Raw genomic sequence first — 15,970 nt, 5'->3', positions numbered from 1 at the left:
GGCCATCCATCCCTACAGGCGGACCGCTATAGCCTAACGGAATGTGCTTTAATGCTTCGCCCAAAATTTTTGACACATAAGGCGGCTATGGACACGGGGACACGACTCAAACTGGTGCGTGAACGCAACAAACTCTCCCAACGGGAGCTGGCTCGGCGCAGTGGCCTGACCAACTCGACGATCTCGCAGATCGAGCAGAATCGCGTCAGCCCTTCGGTCAGTTCCCTGAAAAAGCTGCTTGAAGGCATTCCGATGTCGTTGGCGGAGTTCTTCAGTTTCGACGAGCCGATCCGCGAAGAGCGCTTTGTGTTCCGCTCCAACGAGCAGCCCGACCTTGGCAACAGTGGCCTGCGCATGCTGCTGGTGGGTGCCAGTGTCGAAGGCCGGCAGATGCGCATGTTGCGAGAGCTGTATGCGCCAGGTGCCGATTCCGGTGAGCCGATCGTGCATGCCGAGGGCGAAGAATGTGGCCTGGTGACCCGTGGCACCATCGAGCTGCGGGTGGATGGCCAGGTCAGCATCCTCAACTCCGGCGACGGTTACTACTTCCCCACCACCCTGCCCCACAGCTTCAAGAACATCGGCCAGGATGAGGCCGAGATCATCAGCGCCAACACCCCGGCGAACTTCTGAGAATGCGATCGCGGGGCAAGCCCGCTCCTACAGGACCTGTGTAGGAGCGGGCTTGCCCCGCGATGAATCTTGCTGCTACATCCAGCCCAGCCACTGCCACCAGGTAGCGGCAAACACCAGCATCAGCCCATAGCCAATCAAGGTCACCACAATCCCCACCCGGGCAAACTGCTTGGCGGTGAAGGTCTCGGTGCCCAGGCAGACCATGTTCTGCGGCGCGTTGATCGGCAGGATAAAGCCGTAACTGACCACGAAACCCAGGGCCATGGTCATGCCCAGCCGGCTGAAGTCACCCGGCAGGGTCTGCAGCACGGCGATCAGTATCGGCAGCAGCGCCGAGGTCAGCGCGGTGGCGCTGGCAAAGCCCAGGTGGATCAGAATCAGGAAGGCCGCGAGGATCGAAAACACCCCCAGGGTGCCCAGTTGATCCAGCCCGGTATGAGCCACCACCTGCGCGCCCAGCCATTGCCCGGCCTGGGTGGTAAGCAAGGTGGTGCCCAGGCTGATGCCGACACCAAAGACAATCACCGTCCCCCAGGGAATGCGCGCCTGCACGTCTTTCCAGGTCATCACCCCGATCCGTGGCAGCAGCAGGATCACCAGCCCGGCATAGGTGGTCGAGGTGGTGTCGAAGTGATGCAACTTGCCCTCGGTGGCCCAGGCCAGCAGCAACAGCAGCGACACGCCAAGCAGGCGTTTCTGCGCCGCGGTCATCGGCCCGAGCTCGGCCAGGGTCTTGCTCACTGCCGCCTTGCCGCCGGGAATCGCGTCGCTCTCGGGCGGCAGCATTTTCAGCACCAGCACGATCAGCACCACCGACATGATCAACGCCCAGGGCGCGCCGGCGATCAACCAGTCGATCCACGACACCCGGGCGCCGAGCATCTTGTCCATGAAGCCGACGGTCAGCAGGTTCTGCGCCGCCGCGGTCTGGATGCCGATGTTCCAGATGCTGGTGCCCTGGGCGACGATGATCATGATCCCGGCGGCGATGTTCGAGCGCTTGTCGACGCCAAAGGCGGCGATCACGCCCATCATGATCGGTACCACGCAGGCACTGCGCGCCGTGGCGCTGGGCACCACCAGGCTGAGTAGCACGGTGACCGCGACTGCACCGAGAAGGATGCGCCGGGTGCTGACACCGATACTCGACAGCGTCACCAGGGCGATGCGTCGGTCCAGGCCGGTGTGGGTCATGGCCGCGGCGATGAACAAGGCGCCCACCACCAGGGCCAGGGCGCTGTTGGAGAACCCGGTCAGGGCCAGGGTAATGGCTGCGGAGGAGCCGTAGATCACCGAGGGGTCGGCCACGGTCGGCGCAGTGCCGAGCAAAAAGGCCATCAGCGAGGTGATCATGATCGCACTGGCTTCGTACGACACCGCTTCGGTGATCCACACCACCACGGCAAAGGCCAGGATTGCCAACACCCGGTGGCCGGCCACTGGCAGGTCGGCGGGCATCGGCAGCAACAGCACCCCGACCAGGGCCGCGATACCCACCAGCAGGCCAATAGGCATGCGGGTTCCGGCGGTTTGAGAGACAGGCGCATTGGCCGGCGAATTCATGAGTAACTCCCTGCAGAACATGTGCAGCCATGATCCTGCAGATCGCTTTAACGCAGACTGATGCGTGTCAATGCCCCGAATTCGAGGCATTGTCGGACAAGATGTAGTGCGCTAAAAAAAACACTACAAAACCTGTTGACGCCGTTTGTCGCCCCTTGCATGATGAGGTCGTCTCCCCGATCGGGGGTACTGGCAAGGGTGTTCCAGGCAGCTCGACAGATCCATGAGCTGTGTGCGGATGGGTACTGCCCAAAAGGCAGCGTGTAGAAGCCCCCAGTTGTGACGCTGCTGTAGCAGCTTTCATTTAACGCTACATGTTATGCGCCAAGTGCGAACAAACAACGAATGGTCTAGGGGGCTTTATGATGAATCTGAACAATCAACCGACTGTTGAAGAACTGGCCCGGCTGTTCGCCGCGCGCAAGGACACTCTCGACAGCCACATCCTCTGGGTTTGCGAATCGGGTGAAGTTCGCCTGGACAGCCTGGAAAGCATGAGCGACGAAACGCAGTTCGAGCAATGCAACCCGAACATGCGTGCCCGCCTGAAGATGTACCGTCGCGGCCAGGGCTACGTCGGCAAGAAAGCCGCTGCCGACACCCAGTATGTCGGACGGGTTCTGCAGACCCTGCAAAGCGAATGGGCTGCGCTGCAGAACACTCCTGGCGTCGCGGTGATCGACCGTCTCTGCTAAGGGTCGCTGGGGTGCAGCACTGCCCCAGCCACGCTTGAGCCCAATCCCTGCGGATTGGGCTTTTTTATGGTTCTTCACGGAGTCCTGGGGGGCTAAGCCTCAACATCCCAACCCTGGATTCCGTGAAGAGCCTTTTTTATTTATCCCGGTACCTGGCTAGAATGGCGCTTTGCACAAGAGCCCGCTTATGACCCAACCTGCTTTCGGCACCGGTGATGCCTCCTACCAGGCCGCCGGTGGCATCGACGGCCTGCGCCGCCTGGTCGATGCGTTCTACCGGTTGATGGATGAGAACCCCGAGGCACTGGCCGTGCGCCAGATGCACCCGCAAAGCCTCGATGCCTCGCGCGACAAGCTGACCTGCTTCCTCAGTGGCTGGCTCGGTGGCCCGCGGCTGTTCAGTGAACGCTATGGTCCGATCGCCATCCCGGCCTTCCATGCCCATTGGCCGATCGATGAAAACCACAGCGCCATCTGGTTGAACTGCATGGAACAGGCGATTGCCCTGCAGGATTATTCTGCCGAGTTCGCCGAGTACCTGCTGCGCCAGCTACGCGTGCCGGCCCAGCGCATCGTCCAGGCCAGCCGCGCCCGTCACCCTCAGGCCTGACGGCGCAATGGCGCCTTCTCCAGTGGCAACGCCCCGGTAGCCAGTGCCCTGGCCCGGTCGACGCCCCAGACCATGGCGCGCGTCATGGTTTCACAGGGGCGGTTGTCGTAGTACTCCTCGACCATGGCCTTGCCCTGGCGCGTATAGATACCGAGGAACAATTGCGTGGCGCCGGTACGCGACAGCCTTACCTGTACGTCGAGGCTGGTCCCGTCACTGAGCTGTTCGTCATGGCTGCGGCTGTGCAGTTGTGCGTCGGCCCAGTTCCAGTAAGTCTCTTCCCTGATACGCATCGAATGGCTCCTGTATTGATGGCGGCGATAGTAAGGCACACAACCCGGCATCAGGCGAGTGCGAGCCGCGCAACCTTTGCGCAAGGTCAAACAATGCAAAAAAAACCCCGCCGTTGGGCGGGGTGGTGGACGATTCGTTTACTTCTTCGCGGGCAAGCGCGGGGTGAATTTGCCCTTCTTGCTACGCTGCAGCGCGTTCAGGCGCACCTGTGCGTCTTCCTGCGTCATGTTGGTAAAACCCAGCCGATAGCCGCTCTGCCCGCAACGGATTAGATTGTTGATTGGAAAAGCGTCGCCGTTGTCCTCATTGAACAAGTCAACCATGCCCCAGTCTCCCTCCGACAGCGGATCAGTACCGGCAAACAGATGATTGCCCAGAAAAGCACTGACCCTGGTGATTCTGAGACTAGCCGGTCATTTGTGGACCACACGGGCAAAGACAAAAAAGCCCGACCAATGGCCGGGCTATTTTGTCGCACCCCAGGGTGACTTGAGAGGCTTACTTGAGCTTTACGGCGGTGCCGGTGACAAACACCACGACCATGCCACCGCGCGCCGACGGCATGCTGATTTCGTAATCCAGGCCCACCACTGCATCGGCCTGCAGGCTGCGCGCGCGGGCGCGGATTTCATCGGTGGCCTGGATGCGTGCCTCTTTCAGCGCGCTTTCCAGGGTTTGTGAACGGCCACCGAAAAAGTCGCGGAAACTGGCGAAAATATCGCGAACCACGTTGATACCCTGGACCGACTCGGCGCTGACCACATCCAGATAGGCGGCAATTTCCCGGCCTTCGATGGTCCCTGTGGTAGTGATGATCATACTGCTCTCCTTCGGCCTTGCCAGTCAGCCGCCCGACGCTTCAGCGAGCGGGCGGTAAAAAAACGCGATGGTAGCAAAACCAAGGCCAGTCGCGCGGTCTATTTATACAAGCAATACATTGTGTAATAGTGCGACTGCACCTAGACTTTCAGCCACTCGAAACCCCACCTGCGAAGGAGCCGCGCATGAACACCGCCCATCCCCCTGCCCCCGCTTCATGGGCTGAATTGTTGCGCGGGCGCAACGCCCTGCGCTCGATTGCCCTGGCCGGAGGTGTGGCCTTGCATGCGATCAACGTCTATATAGTGACCACCATTTTGCCGACCGTGATTGCCGACATCGGCGGCCTGGCCTTTTATGCCTGGAGCACCACCCTGTTCGTCGCCACCTCGATCATCGGTTCGACCCTGTCGGCGCAATTGATCGAACGCCTGGGCGCGCGGGCAGCCTTTCTCCTGGCCCTGGCAGTGTTCGCCCTGGGCTCGGTGATCTGCGCCGCAGCGCCCAGCATGCCGGTGCTGCTGATCGGCCGCAGCGTCCAGGGCCTGGGCGGCGGCATCCTGTTTGCCCTGAGCTACGCGCTGATCCGCCTGGTGTTCGACGAACGCCTGTGGCCGCGGGCCATGGCCCTGGTGTCCGGCATGTGGGGCGTGGCCACCCTGTGCGGGCCGGCGGTCGGTGGCATCTTTGCCCAGGGCGGCCATTGGCGCTGGGCATTCTGGTCACTGCTGCCGGTGGCGGCGCTGCTGGCGCTGATCGTCATCAGCCAGTTGAGCAACAAGGTTGCCGCCCGCTCGCAATCCCGTCCGCCCTATGGCCTGATCGCCTGCCTGGTGGCGTCAGTACTGGCGATTTCCGCCGCCAGCCTGTCGACGCAGCTGCTCTGGAACCTGATCGGCATCGGCGCGGGGCTGGCCCTTGCCGCACTCATCGCCCGCCTCGACCACACCCCTGGCCGACGCCTGCTGCCCACCGGCGCCTACGCACTGGGCACGCCGCTGGGCGCGCTGTACGCGGTGATGTGCCTGCTGATCGCGGCGATCACCACGGAAATATTCGTCCCCTATTTTCTTCAGGAAATTCACGGCCTGAGCCCACTTGCCGCCGGCTATATGACGGCGGCCATGGCCGCAGGCTGGACCGTCGCCGCGTTGTTCAGCGCCAGCCGCACAGGTGCTGGCGCCGAGCGCATGATCCGCTTCGGCCCGGCAGTGATCCTCGTGGCCCTGCTGGCGCTGGCGCTGATGACCCCGCAACAGCCGTGGCTGGCCCAGGCGTCGGGCCTGGCGTTGTATTGCCTGGCCCTGGCCGGGGTCGGGCTAGGGATCGGCCTGGGCTGGCCGCACCTGCTGACGCGGGTGCTCAGCGCTGCCCGCGCAGGCGAAGAGAACCTCGCCTCGGCGTCGATCACCACCGTGCAACTGTACGCCACCGCCCTGTCCGCGGCGCTGGCCGGGCTGGTCAGCAACAGCGCCGGGCTGGTCGAGCCCGGCGGCGTCGCCGGGGCACAGCAGGCCTCGACGTGGCTGTTCAGCGTGTTTGCCCTGGCACCAGCGCTGGCCCTGCTGCTGACCTGGCGCCTTACCCGAAACCCGGCCAGGGCCCTGGCCTGATGAGTTGAGTCCCCCGTCCGATGCAAGGAGCAGCGATGAAAGAAGCCAAACAGGTGTACGAGCGCATCAGCGAACAGTTTGAAGACTTCACCAGCCACGCCAGCCAGCGCGGCATCGAAGTCGATACCTTCCGCTACATGGTCGGCAACGTGCAGGGCCTGGAGATTCTCGACCTGGCCTGCGGTCACGGCTTTTTCAGCCGTCAGCTCAAGGACTGGGGCGCTGCCCATGTGCGCGGCGTGGATATTTCGCCGAGCATGATCTATCAGGCCCGCCAGGCCAACGACGGCATCGCCTACGAAGTGCGGGACGTGGCGCAGATGGGGCGCATCGGCACCTACGACAAGGTTACCGCTGCCTGGCTGTTCAATTACGCCAGCAGCGTCGAGGAGCTGGGGAGGATGTTCAGCAGCGCCGCGCAGAACCTCAAACCCGGCGGCCAGTTGGTGGCCTATACCGCCAACCCGGCGTTCGACCTGGGCAAGGGCAACTTCACCCGCTATGGCATCAGTGTGCTGGATGAAAATGTCGTGAATGGCGGCTATCGCTGCAAGGCGCAGTTCATGTCCACGCCGCCGGCCGACTTCACCTACTACCGCTGGCGTCAGGACGTGTATGAAGACGCGGCAAAAGCCGCGGGGTTCAGCGACTGCCGCTGGATCGCGCCCTTGATCAGCAAACAACGCAAGGATGCCCGGGAGCCGGGCTACTGGGATGGGTTCGAAAGCAACAGCCTGCAGATCGGCCTGATCTGCAGGAAGTAAACAGAACGGCCGGGAGCTGAAACCTCAGATCCCGGCCGTGATCACCTCAGTTGCGGACCAGCGCCAGCAGGTACATGGCGTCGCCATGCTGGCGTTCGATCACCACCAGTTCCTGCCAGGCAAAACCGTAGCCTTCGAGGCTGTCGCGGATGCCCTGCTCGGTGAAGAAGTAACCCTGGCGCTGGTTGTCCATCTCGCGCCAGCCCGGTACCGGGTTGCTACTGTCCACGCCAAAGACGTTAAGGGCAATCAGACCGCCCTTGCGCACATGGCTGCGCATATGCGCCAGGTAGGCATCCCACTCATCGGGGTGCTGATGGTGGAAGCAGCCGTTGTCGAGTACCGCGTCGAACTGCCGACCGTCCGCTGTCTGCCAGTCCTGCAAGGCGCTGTTGACCAGCTCCAGGCGTTCGCCCCAGCGCTTGCGCAATAGCGGCCAGCTGGAGTTCTCGACGATGTCCAGGCCGGTGACCCGGTGCCCGGCCTGGATGAACTCCGAGGCATCGCGGCCACGTCCGACGCCGACATCGAGGATGCGCTGGTCGGGCTTGTCGCCCAGCGCCGCGAGGAAAACCCGCGCCGCCCGGGCCATGCCGATGTCCCACGACCACTCGTCTTCGCCATGGCTATAGCGGTGCACGAACGAGGTATCGAGGGCCTTGCGGTACGCCGAAGGCTCCATGAAATCCACTGCCTGCTTGCTCATTGACCGATCTCCTCGCACTCAGGAAGCACGCCGGGCGGCGATGCCATAGATGTTGCCGTCATAGGAGCTGGCCAGAAAATCATGCTGCTGGCCGCTGTGGGTGATACAGGAAATGCCGCTCGCGGTTGGCCGTTGCAGCGGCTGCCAGCTGCGCGTGGCCAGGTTGAACAGCGCCACGGTGCCGTTGTAGGCGGCGGTGGCGATGATCGCGCCATCGGCCGAGGCGCCGATGCACTTGATCGAGTGCTGGTGCGGCGAATCGTAGACCTCATCACCGCCCTCCAGCCACAGACGCAGCTTGAGGTCACGACCGATGCTGGCAAAGCCGCCTTCGATCTGGCAGCAACCGTTGGAGATCCGCGCGTGGGCGTTGTCGATGTGGCGGGCGCAACTAAAGTCGTCGATGCGGTGCAAGGCGGCGTCGGCCGAGGCGCAGACGCTGAACAGGTAACGCTCATTGGCGGCCACGCCCTTGATGGCGTTGTCGTGCATGGCGATCGAAGCCACCAGCTTCAGGCCGTCGCGACCGTCGAGGATGAACACCAGGCCTTCGCCGGTGTAGGTGCCGATCAACGCATGCGGCACGCCATCCTTTTCAAAGGTGGTGCCACAGTTCAGGGGCGAGCGGTGCTGGTACAACAGCTGTCCGCTGAGGGCATCGAACACCTGGCCCATCTGCCCGCCGGTCAACAGCAGCGGCCCGAACGGCAGGAGGAAGTTGCACAGGCTGCCGACCCCGGTCACCGGCTTGTTGTCGCGAAACAGCAAGCCGGCATCGCCGATGCTGTACTGCTGGCCCTGGGCAGTCACCACCGCGTTGATGCTGACCGCGGGCTGGATACCGTCGACGCTCCACTCGTCACGCTCGTAGTTCCAGGTGGCGTAGCGTGAACCGAAGGTGGCGAACACCAGTTCTTCTTCGCCAACAAAGGCGCAGCTGCGCGGCCAGATGATGCTCGGCAGCGCGGTGCTGCGCAGCTTGCTGAGGTTGTGCTGGGCATCGAAGCGCCAGAGAATTGCCGAACGGTCGTAGCTGAGGGTCACCAACAGTTGCTTGTCATCGTTCCAGACGATGCGCTTGATCCCGGCGTCGTGGGCGGCAACGCTGCGCACCTGGCCCTGGCCGATGATCGAGATGCGCCCCTCGTCGTCGCCGGCGAACACCACGCCGTTGCGGGTGATGGCAATGGTGTCGGTCTCGACGCCGCCGATATCCACCTCATCGCACTGGGCGAAGCTGGTGGTGTCCCACTGGCGCACGGTGCCATCGTCGCTGCTGGAAATCAGGCGCTTGCCGTCCGGCGACCAGACCACCGAAATCACGTCGGCCTGGTGGCCATGGAAACTGCCCTTGAGGTTGCCCTGCAAATCGAAAATGCGCAGCACATGATCACGTGAACAGGTGGCAACCAGCGTGCCGTCGGGCGAGAACACCGCCATCTCGACGTCGTCCTGGTGACCGGACAGCACCGCCTTGAGGCGCATGCTCGGCACTTCCCAGATCCGCGCGGTGTAGTCGCTGCTGGCGCTGACCAGGTGCTTGCCGTCGGCGCTGAAGGCACACTGGTTGGCCAGGTGATCATGGTGCACGCGATGGATCGGCAGACCGGTGCGGGCGTTCCACAGGATGACCTGGTTGTCGTAGCCGGCGGTGGCCACGAACTCTGCTGCATGGGCGGCAATGCCGCTGATGGGGCCTATGTGTTTCATCGAAAAATCCTTTTTTCTTCAGAGAACAATCAAAGCTTGATGGAGTGGCTGGACTTGGCCACCTTCGACAGCAGGTAGTTGCGGTTGTGCTGGGTGAGGAACACCCCGGTCGGCACCTGGTCGACCACGTCGATGCCGCCATCACGCAGCTGCTGGACCTTGTCGGGGTTGTTGGTGAGCAGACGGCAGCGGTGCACGTTGAGGGCCTTGAGCATCTGCGCCGCGGGGCTGAAGCTGCGCGAATCCGCCGGATGGTTGAGTTCGAGATTGGCCTCATAGGTGTCCAGGCCACGGTCCTGCAGCAGGTACGTCTCGAACTTGGAGTACAGGCCGATACCACGGCCCTCCTGACGCAGGTAGATCAGGTAGCCGCCCTGCACGTTCAGGGTGTTGAGGGCCTCCTGCAATTGCGGGCCGCAGTCGCAGCGCTGGGAGCCGAACACATCGCCGGTAATGCATTCGGAATGCACCCGCACCAGCGGCACCTCGGCCTTGTCCAGGTTGATGCCGACGGCAAAATGCTCGTTGTGCTTGTCGAAGCCCTTGAAGCCGAAGAAGTGAGCGTCGACCGAACCGCCCAAAATGGAAATCGGCACCTTGGTGTGCAGCGAAACGTCGTTGTTCATGATCAAACCTCGCACGATTGACAGATGATTCAGTTGTTGTTTTCTACCAGGCGAAAGCCCATGACATAGATCGGTCGCGGGTAGCGCCCATGTCGCCGAGGGTTGCGCGCCAGGTCGCGAAAGCGCGTGAAGCTGCCACCACGGGCGATACGGTGACGACCGACATCCAGTACCAGGTCGTCGTTGATCTGCGGGCCACCGGGGTACGGCCGATAGTCATCGGCGACGTATTCCTCGACGTTACCGGCCATGTCCAGCGCACCAAACACCGAGGCGCCCTGGGGAAATACCCCCACCGGGGTGCTGTCCAGGTAACCCAGTTCGATGGTGTTGGCGTATTCGGCGTGGAAGCTCTCGCCCCAGGGAAACTGCAGGCGCTGGGGCCCGGCCGCGGCATGTTCCCACTGGGCTTCGGTGGGCAGGCTGAAGCGTCGGCCGGTGCGCTGGCTCAACCACTGCGCATAGGCATCGGCGTCCGTGTCACTGACGCTGTACACCGGGTGGTTGGCGCGCTGCAGCGGGTAGCGGCCGAAGGCCCAGCTGCTGGGCAGCGCCGGGTGGCCGGTGTCGAGCAAGAATTCCCGGTACTCGCTGTTGGTCACGGCAAAGCGGGCGATGCGGTAGCGGTCCAGATCGACGCTGTGCAGCGGGGTTTCCTTCTCGATCCAGCTACGGTCCAGGCCCAGGCCCTCGAAGTCGTCCATGACCTGGCCGACCCTTGCAGGGTCCAGGCCGATCTGCACGGTCGCAGCGGGAATGTCGATCATCTGCGGGTTGAACACATCGATGCGCGGGTCGCCGCGCAAGCCCAGCACTTCGCCAGCGGCAATGCGCCGGTACAGCGGCGCGCCAGCGCTTTCAAGCAGCGCCAGCAATTGTTCGACCGGTGTATCGAGCATCGAGCTGATCGCCAGCCCCACCTGCTCCACCAGCGGGTATTCCAGGTAATGTTCCGGGTAGCCCATCAGCACCCGGTCGGTAACGTCTTTGGGCAGCGGGCTGGGGAGCCGCGGCCAGTGCCGATCCTTGAGACTGTTCATCCTTGCACCTTGTTTTGAGTAACGACGCCCACGACGGGGCCGAACCCGGTTCGGCCCACGACGTAGTACCCAGGGGTAGCCTCAGAGCTGGTCGAGCAGCAGCCGGCGATTGGTTTCGATCATCTCGATTTCCGCGCTGTAGACTTCGACCACCAGGCCATCGGGGTCTTCGAAGTACACGGCGCTGCGCACGTTATCCGGGCCATGGTGATAACCCGGCGCCGGGCCGTTGCCCTTGACCAGCTTGATCGAGCCATTGGCGGTGACCCGCTCGGCGATGCGCTTGACGTCTTCGGGCAAGGCGCGAATGCCGATGTGATAGCCCGGCGGGTAGCTGAACTCGGCGCTCTGCTCGATGAAGAAATCAAAGCCGTTTAGCTCCATCACCACCTTGCGCGGGCCGAGGTTGTAGCAGTAGCGCGCGCCGAAGATGTTGCGGTAGAAGGCCTGGGAAACCTCCAGATCACGGGCCAGGATGTTGATGTGATTGAGCTGCGGCTGCTGGCGGGCCAGCGCGGCGGCGTCGATCGACACCCCTTCAAGGGCACGCCACATCTTTACTGCAGCGGTAAACTTCGCGTACCCGGCCAGCCAGGTTTTCAGCGCCTCGCTCGACTGCGGCTTGTCCAGCTGGGTCAGGCCATAGGGGTAGACGAAGCAGGCCGCAGCCTGCGACAGCTGCTGGTTGATGGCCTCTGCAGCAGGCTCCCTGCCCTGGCTGTCGGCCAGGCGCACCAGGGTCACCGCCGTATTGCGATAGAGGGCTTCGGCTGCCTTGAGCTGGGCCGCCAGCGCCGCTTGCTGATCACTTGCCAGCAGCACGATCAGGCCATCGGCCTCGCCCTGGCGGGACAGTTGCGCGGTAGCGTGCAATTCGAAACCGGCGGCGCTGGCCACCTGGCCCAGCTCACCGATCAGGGTCAGCGCACGGGCGTCAGGATTGGCCCCGTGCAGCAGAATGAACTTGAGCATCAGTTGACCCTCCGCCCGACCAGCAGGGTGTAGCGACCGATCGGCTCCTGGTCGACGCTCAGGCCCTGATCCTGCAGCTGTTTTGCCAGCCAGCGGGTCGGGTGCAGCTCGCCATTCACGGTGTTGACCATCATGTGCAGGGAGAAGTCAGCCGACAGCGCCGGGTGAATCTCGTCCTCGTCCAGGGTCATGCTGAGGATCAGCAAGGCGCCGTGTTGTTCGAGCAACCGGCTGGCGCCCTTGATCAGCGTGGTGGTCTGTTCACGGGTGAAGTAATGCAGGCAGTCGTTGAGCATCACCACGTCGGCGCGCGCGTCCTGGTAACGGGCAAGGTCGAGCAGGTTGCGCTCCTTGAAGCTCAGGCGCTGCTCGAGCTGGTACTTGCCAATGGTGCTCTCGGCCGCCTGGCGGGTGGCGCCCAGGTCCCAGATTTCGCCGCTGACCTGCGGGTGGCGGCGGGCGATCTCGGCGATGTAGGTACCGTGGCCGCCAGCCAGGTCGATGACCGTCTTCGCCTGGTCAAAGACTGACAGCTCACGCAGTACATCGACCATTGGCTGGCTGAAGCGGACCATGGCATCGTTAAAGGCATCGCGGGCGGCGACGTCATGCTTGAAGCGGTTTTCCTGCTGAAAGTCCAGTGACCGGGTGGTGCTGAGAATCTCGCCCAGGCGCGGCCAGTTCTGCCATTGCAGGCGCTGGTGAGCAATGATCGGGCCGATGAATTCAGCACTGCTGCTGACCAGGAAGCGCTCGCTCAACGGCTGGTTGACGAAACCGTTGTCGGTTTTTTGCAGCAGGCCCATGGCGACCAGGGCATTGAGGAAGATCTTGCCCTTGTTGGCCACCCAGCCCAGCGCCAGGCTCACGGCCTCGGCCTTGACCGGCGTGCGGGTGTGGTCGAACACCTGGTGCGCCACCGCCGCATGGAGGATGGCCGACTGGCGGTACTGATCGGAGAGTTTCACCAGGTCGAACACACCATTGAGGGCATTGGTTTCCTCGGCGTGTTCATAGATGGTCACCGGTTTTTGCGCATTCATACACTCACTTCCCTGTTGAGTTTCATTTCCTGCATGTTCCAGGCCGATGGCCTGCCGTGCACGGCAAGGTTCTGGCTGTTGGCGGTGCTCACTGCGGCCACAGGCGCAAAACTAAGAAATGATCCTAGTCGCTGGCTGGAAAAACACAAATTCGATCTTTTATATTTTTTCGAGCTTTAAACTTTACTGCTGATACCTTTTACAAATAACCATCGCAATGCTAAAACTGGCTATGCTCAAGCTCGTTACCTGCGCAATGGATGGCGCCACAGGTCGACCGTTAACGCCTATTCGCAGGGTTATTTGCACACGATGACTGCACCCGCCGCCGACGCCAGCTCCACCGCCGACCGCATCCTGTTTTTGCTCAAGACCCGTGGCGCGCTGAAAACCACCGACCTTGCCAGCTTGCTGGACATCACCTTTGAAGCCGCGCGCCAGCAGATCCAGAAGCTGCAGAGCGCCGAGCTGATCACTGGCATCAGTGCACCGGCCAAGGGCGCTGGCCGTCCTTCGCAGAAGTGGACCCTGACCGAAGCCGCGCAGCGGCGCTTCCCCGACTCCCACAGCGTGCTGACCCTGCAACTGATCGAGACGGTCGAACAGGTGTTCGGCCATGAAGGCGTCGACCAACTCATCACCCGCATGGAAACCGCCAACCGCAGCGAATACCTGCAGGCCTGCAGTCTGGCCGAAACGATCGAAGACAAGGTGCGGGTCCTGGTGCAACTGCGCGAACGCGCCGGCTACATGGCGGAAATGGTCGAGAGCGACAACGGCTGGCTGATCATCGAAAACCACTGCCCTATTTGTGTGGCGGCATCACGCTGCCAGGGGTTTTGCCGCTCAGAGTTGCAGATCTTCCAGTCGGTGTTTGGCGAGCAGGCGCTTGTCGAGCGCTGCGAACATCTGATATCAGGTGACCGACGCTGCGTGTACCGGGTTTCGCCGAGGACGGCGCCCGCGCAGTAACCCCCTAAGTCCTTAAGGAATGAGGCGCACATGAACCCGACCATCGAGCTGCTCGCCAGCCACCGCAGCGAGCGCAGTTTCCACAGCAGACCGATCAGCGACGACCTGCTTGACGCCATCCTCCAGGCGGCCCACCAGGCGCCGACTTCGTTCAATGCTCAGCATATTTCCGCGGTGGTGGTGCGCGATGCCGAGCGCCGCCGGCAAATCGCCGAGCTTGCCGGTGGGCAACCGTGGATTGCCGCGGCGCCGGTGTTCATCACCTTGGTAGTGGACTTCTACAAGACCGAACTGGCAGCGCGCCTGAGCGGTGACCAGCAGTGCATCCACCAACACCTGGAAGGCATGATTGCCGCCTGCACCGATGGCGGCATCATCCTCTCGATGCTGATGACCGCGGCGCGCTCGCTGGGTTTGGGCGTGGTGCCGGTGGGCGGCATTCGCGCCAACGCCAGCGGCATGATCGAGCTGCTTGGCTTGCCGGAAAAATCCTTTGCCCTGTGCGGGGTTGCGCTGGGTTACGTGCAACAGCCGGCGCTGCAAAAACCGCGTTTGCCCTTGGCTTCGTTTCGTCATGACGAGCGCTATGACGCCCAAGCGTTGCCGGCGGCGATCGAGGCATACGATGCTGCGCTGATGGAGCATTGGCAAGTTGCCGGGCGGGTTGAGGGGCAGAATTGGTCGGGCAGTATCGGTCGTTGCTATGCGCGCAATTATCGGCCGCAGCTCAAAGCGCAGTTGCTGGCCAACGGGTTGGCGGCGGACTGAACGGCCTCATCGCGGGTCAAGCCCGCTCCCACAGTGGATCTGTGTACGCAGGACCTGTGGGAGCCGGACTTGCCGGCGATCGAGCGCGCAGCGATCGTAATCCAGACACCACCTGATGTGCTGGCTGGACCGGCCTCATCGCTGGCAAGCCAGCTCCCACAGTGGATCTCTGTACGCCGGACTTGTGGGAGCTGGCCTTGCCAGCGATCGAGCGCGCAGCGGTCGCAATCCAGACACCACGTGATGTGCTGGCTGGACCGGCCTCATCGCTGGCAAGCCAGCTCCCACAGTAGATCTGTGTACGCCGAACCTGTGGGAGCTGGCCTTGCCGGCGATCGAGCGCGCAGCGGTCGCATTCCAGACACCACGTGATGTGCTGGCTGGACCGGCCTCATCGCTGGCAAGCCAGCTCCCACAGTAGATCTGTGTACGCCGGACTTGTGGGAGCTGGCCTTGCCGGCGATCGAGCGCGCAGCGGTCGCATTCCAGACACCACGTGATGTGCTGGCTGGACTGGCCTCATCGCTGGAAAGCCAGCTCCCACAATGAATCGGTACACACCGGACCTGTGGGAGCCGGACTTGCCGGCGATCGAGCGCGCAGCGGTCGTAATCCTGACACCACGTGATGTGCTGGCTGGACCGGCCTCATCGCTGGCAAGCCAGCTCCCACAATCGATCTCTGTACGCCGGACTTGTGGGAGCTGGCCTTGCCGGCGATCGAGCGCGCAGCGGTCGCAATCCAGACACCACGTGATGTGCTGGCTGGACCGGCCTCATCGCTGGCAAGCCAGCTCCCACAGTGGATCTGTGTACGCCGGACCTGTGGGAGCCGGCCTTGCCGGCGATCGAGCGCGCAGCGGTCGCAATCCAGACACCACGTGATGTGCTGGCTGGACCGGCCTCATCGCTGGCAAGCCAGCTCCCACAATCGATCTCTGTACGCCGGACTTGTGGGAGCTGGCCTTGCCGGCGATCGAGCGCGCAGCGGTCGCAATCCAGACACCACGTGATGTGCTGGCTGGACCGGCCTCATCGCTGGCAAGCCAGCTCCCACAATCGATCTCTGTACGCCGGACTTGTGGGAGCTGGCCTTTCCGGCCCTCGAGCGCGCACCGGTCGCAATCCAGACACCACGTG

General features: G+C 62.9%; 17 protein-coding genes. 7 read left to right on the top strand and 10 right to left on the bottom strand.

The features are described 5' to 3' along the window. Positions 1 to 87: 87 nt before the first annotated feature. Complete coding sequence (locus JV241A_RS09615) at positions 88 to 633, top strand: cupin domain-containing protein (RefSeq protein ID WP_038995852.1); 546 nt, start codon at positions 88 to 90, stop codon at positions 631 to 633. A gap of 75 nt (positions 634 to 708) precedes the next feature. Here JV241A_RS09615 and JV241A_RS09610 read toward each other — a convergent pair whose 3' ends face one another. Further along, positions 709 to 2,151 carry a DASS family sodium-coupled anion symporter gene (locus JV241A_RS09610; protein ID WP_205125907.1) on the bottom strand — a complete coding sequence of 481 codons (1,443 nt, stop codon included), beginning with the start codon at positions 2,149 to 2,151 and terminating at the stop codon, positions 709 to 711. 410 nt (positions 2,152 to 2,561) lie between these two features. On the opposite strand from JV241A_RS09610, the gene JV241A_RS09605 reads away from it, so the two are divergent. Both JV241A_RS09605 and JV241A_RS09600 read left to right on the top strand, forming a co-directional pair. Continuing rightward, positions 2,562 to 2,894 carry a hypothetical protein gene (locus JV241A_RS09605; protein WP_115087465.1) on the top strand — a complete coding sequence of 111 codons (333 nt, stop codon included), beginning with the start codon at positions 2,562 to 2,564 and terminating at the stop codon, positions 2,892 to 2,894. A gap of 187 nt (positions 2,895 to 3,081) precedes the next feature. Beyond that, positions 3,082 to 3,504, top strand: a complete 423-nt coding sequence (locus JV241A_RS09600; protein ID WP_134062185.1) for a group II truncated hemoglobin — start codon at positions 3,082 to 3,084, stop codon at positions 3,502 to 3,504. Here the strand turns inward: JV241A_RS09600 and JV241A_RS09595 are convergent. The 3 genes from JV241A_RS09595 to JV241A_RS09585 form a co-directional block, all read right to left on the bottom strand. After that, positions 3,495 to 3,797, bottom strand: coding sequence for a hypothetical protein (locus JV241A_RS09595; protein ID WP_115087467.1), 303 nt, complete (start codon positions 3,795 to 3,797; stop codon positions 3,495 to 3,497). The two genes, JV241A_RS09600 and JV241A_RS09595, sit on opposite strands and share 10 nt — an antisense overlap. A 138-nt stretch (positions 3,798 to 3,935) precedes the next feature. Continuing rightward, positions 3,936 to 4,121 (bottom strand): hypothetical protein, encoded by a 186-nt coding sequence (locus JV241A_RS09590; protein ID WP_115087468.1) that lies wholly within the window; start codon positions 4,119 to 4,121, stop codon positions 3,936 to 3,938. Between the two features lie 175 nt (positions 4,122 to 4,296). Next, entirely contained in the window at positions 4,297 to 4,617 is a 321-nt protein-coding gene (locus JV241A_RS09585) for a YbjQ family protein (protein WP_115087469.1), read from the bottom strand. A 185-nt stretch (positions 4,618 to 4,802) separates the two neighbouring features. On the opposite strand from JV241A_RS09585, the gene JV241A_RS09580 reads away from it, so the two are divergent. Together JV241A_RS09580 and JV241A_RS09575 are read left to right on the top strand one after the other, a co-directional pair. After that, entirely contained in the window at positions 4,803 to 6,230 is a 1,428-nt protein-coding gene (locus tag JV241A_RS09580) for an MFS transporter (protein ID WP_115087470.1), read from the top strand. A gap of 35 nt (positions 6,231 to 6,265) precedes the next feature. After that, entirely contained in the window at positions 6,266 to 6,994 is a 729-nt protein-coding gene (locus JV241A_RS09575) for a class I SAM-dependent methyltransferase (RefSeq protein WP_115087471.1), read from the top strand. Between the two features lie 46 nt (positions 6,995 to 7,040). Here the strand turns inward: JV241A_RS09575 and JV241A_RS09570 are convergent, their stop codons facing one another. The 6 genes from JV241A_RS09570 to JV241A_RS09545 form a co-directional block, all read right to left on the bottom strand. Then, positions 7,041 to 7,700 carry a class I SAM-dependent methyltransferase gene (locus tag JV241A_RS09570; RefSeq protein ID WP_115087472.1) on the bottom strand — a complete coding sequence of 220 codons (660 nt, stop codon included), beginning with the start codon at positions 7,698 to 7,700 and terminating at the stop codon, positions 7,041 to 7,043. Positions 7,701 to 7,718: 18 nt separating this feature from the next. Further along, positions 7,719 to 9,410, bottom strand: a complete 1,692-nt coding sequence (locus tag JV241A_RS09565; RefSeq protein WP_134062182.1) for a WD40 repeat domain-containing protein — start codon at positions 9,408 to 9,410, stop codon at positions 7,719 to 7,721. 29 nt (positions 9,411 to 9,439) lie between these two features. Further along, on the bottom strand, positions 9,440 to 10,036 hold the full coding sequence (gene ribA / locus JV241A_RS09560; RefSeq protein WP_115087474.1) for a GTP cyclohydrolase II RibA: 597 nt from the start codon (positions 10,034 to 10,036) through the stop codon (positions 9,440 to 9,442). A 29-nt stretch (positions 10,037 to 10,065) separates the two neighbouring features. Beyond that, the gene (locus tag JV241A_RS09555; RefSeq protein WP_115087475.1) at positions 10,066 to 11,076 is read right to left on the bottom strand and encodes an SUMF1/EgtB/PvdO family nonheme iron enzyme; all 1,011 of its coding nucleotides are present in this window, start codon (positions 11,074 to 11,076) and stop codon (positions 10,066 to 10,068) included. A gap of 81 nt (positions 11,077 to 11,157) precedes the next feature. Next, positions 11,158 to 12,048: a VOC family protein gene (locus tag JV241A_RS09550; RefSeq protein ID WP_115087476.1), complete on the bottom strand. Its 891-nt coding sequence runs from the start codon at positions 12,046 to 12,048 to the stop codon at positions 11,158 to 11,160. Then, positions 12,048 to 13,091: a methyltransferase gene (locus JV241A_RS09545; protein WP_134062181.1), complete on the bottom strand. Its 1,044-nt coding sequence runs from the start codon at positions 13,089 to 13,091 to the stop codon at positions 12,048 to 12,050. Before JV241A_RS09545 ends, JV241A_RS09550 begins: the two co-directional genes overlap by 1 nt. Before the next feature lie 312 nt (positions 13,092 to 13,403). On the opposite strand from JV241A_RS09545, the gene JV241A_RS09540 reads away from it, so the two are divergent. Together JV241A_RS09540 and JV241A_RS09535 are read left to right on the top strand one after the other, a co-directional pair. Next, complete coding sequence (locus JV241A_RS09540; protein ID WP_115087478.1) at positions 13,404 to 14,063, top strand: metalloregulator ArsR/SmtB family transcription factor; 660 nt, start codon at positions 13,404 to 13,406, stop codon at positions 14,061 to 14,063. Positions 14,064 to 14,093: 30 nt separating this feature from the next. Further along, a complete protein-coding gene (locus tag JV241A_RS09535; RefSeq protein ID WP_115087479.1) occupies positions 14,094 to 14,831 on the top strand; it encodes a nitroreductase family protein in 738 nt (245 codons plus the stop codon). Positions 14,832 to 15,970 lie beyond the last annotated feature (1,139 nt).

Source organism: Pseudomonas sp. JV241A (genome assembly GCF_900275665.1).
GTDB lineage: Bacteria > Pseudomonadota > Gammaproteobacteria > Pseudomonadales > Pseudomonadaceae > Aquipseudomonas > Aquipseudomonas wadenswilerensis.
Note: the sequence above shows the minus strand (reverse complement) of the source record. Positions and strands in the feature narration are given on the sequence as shown.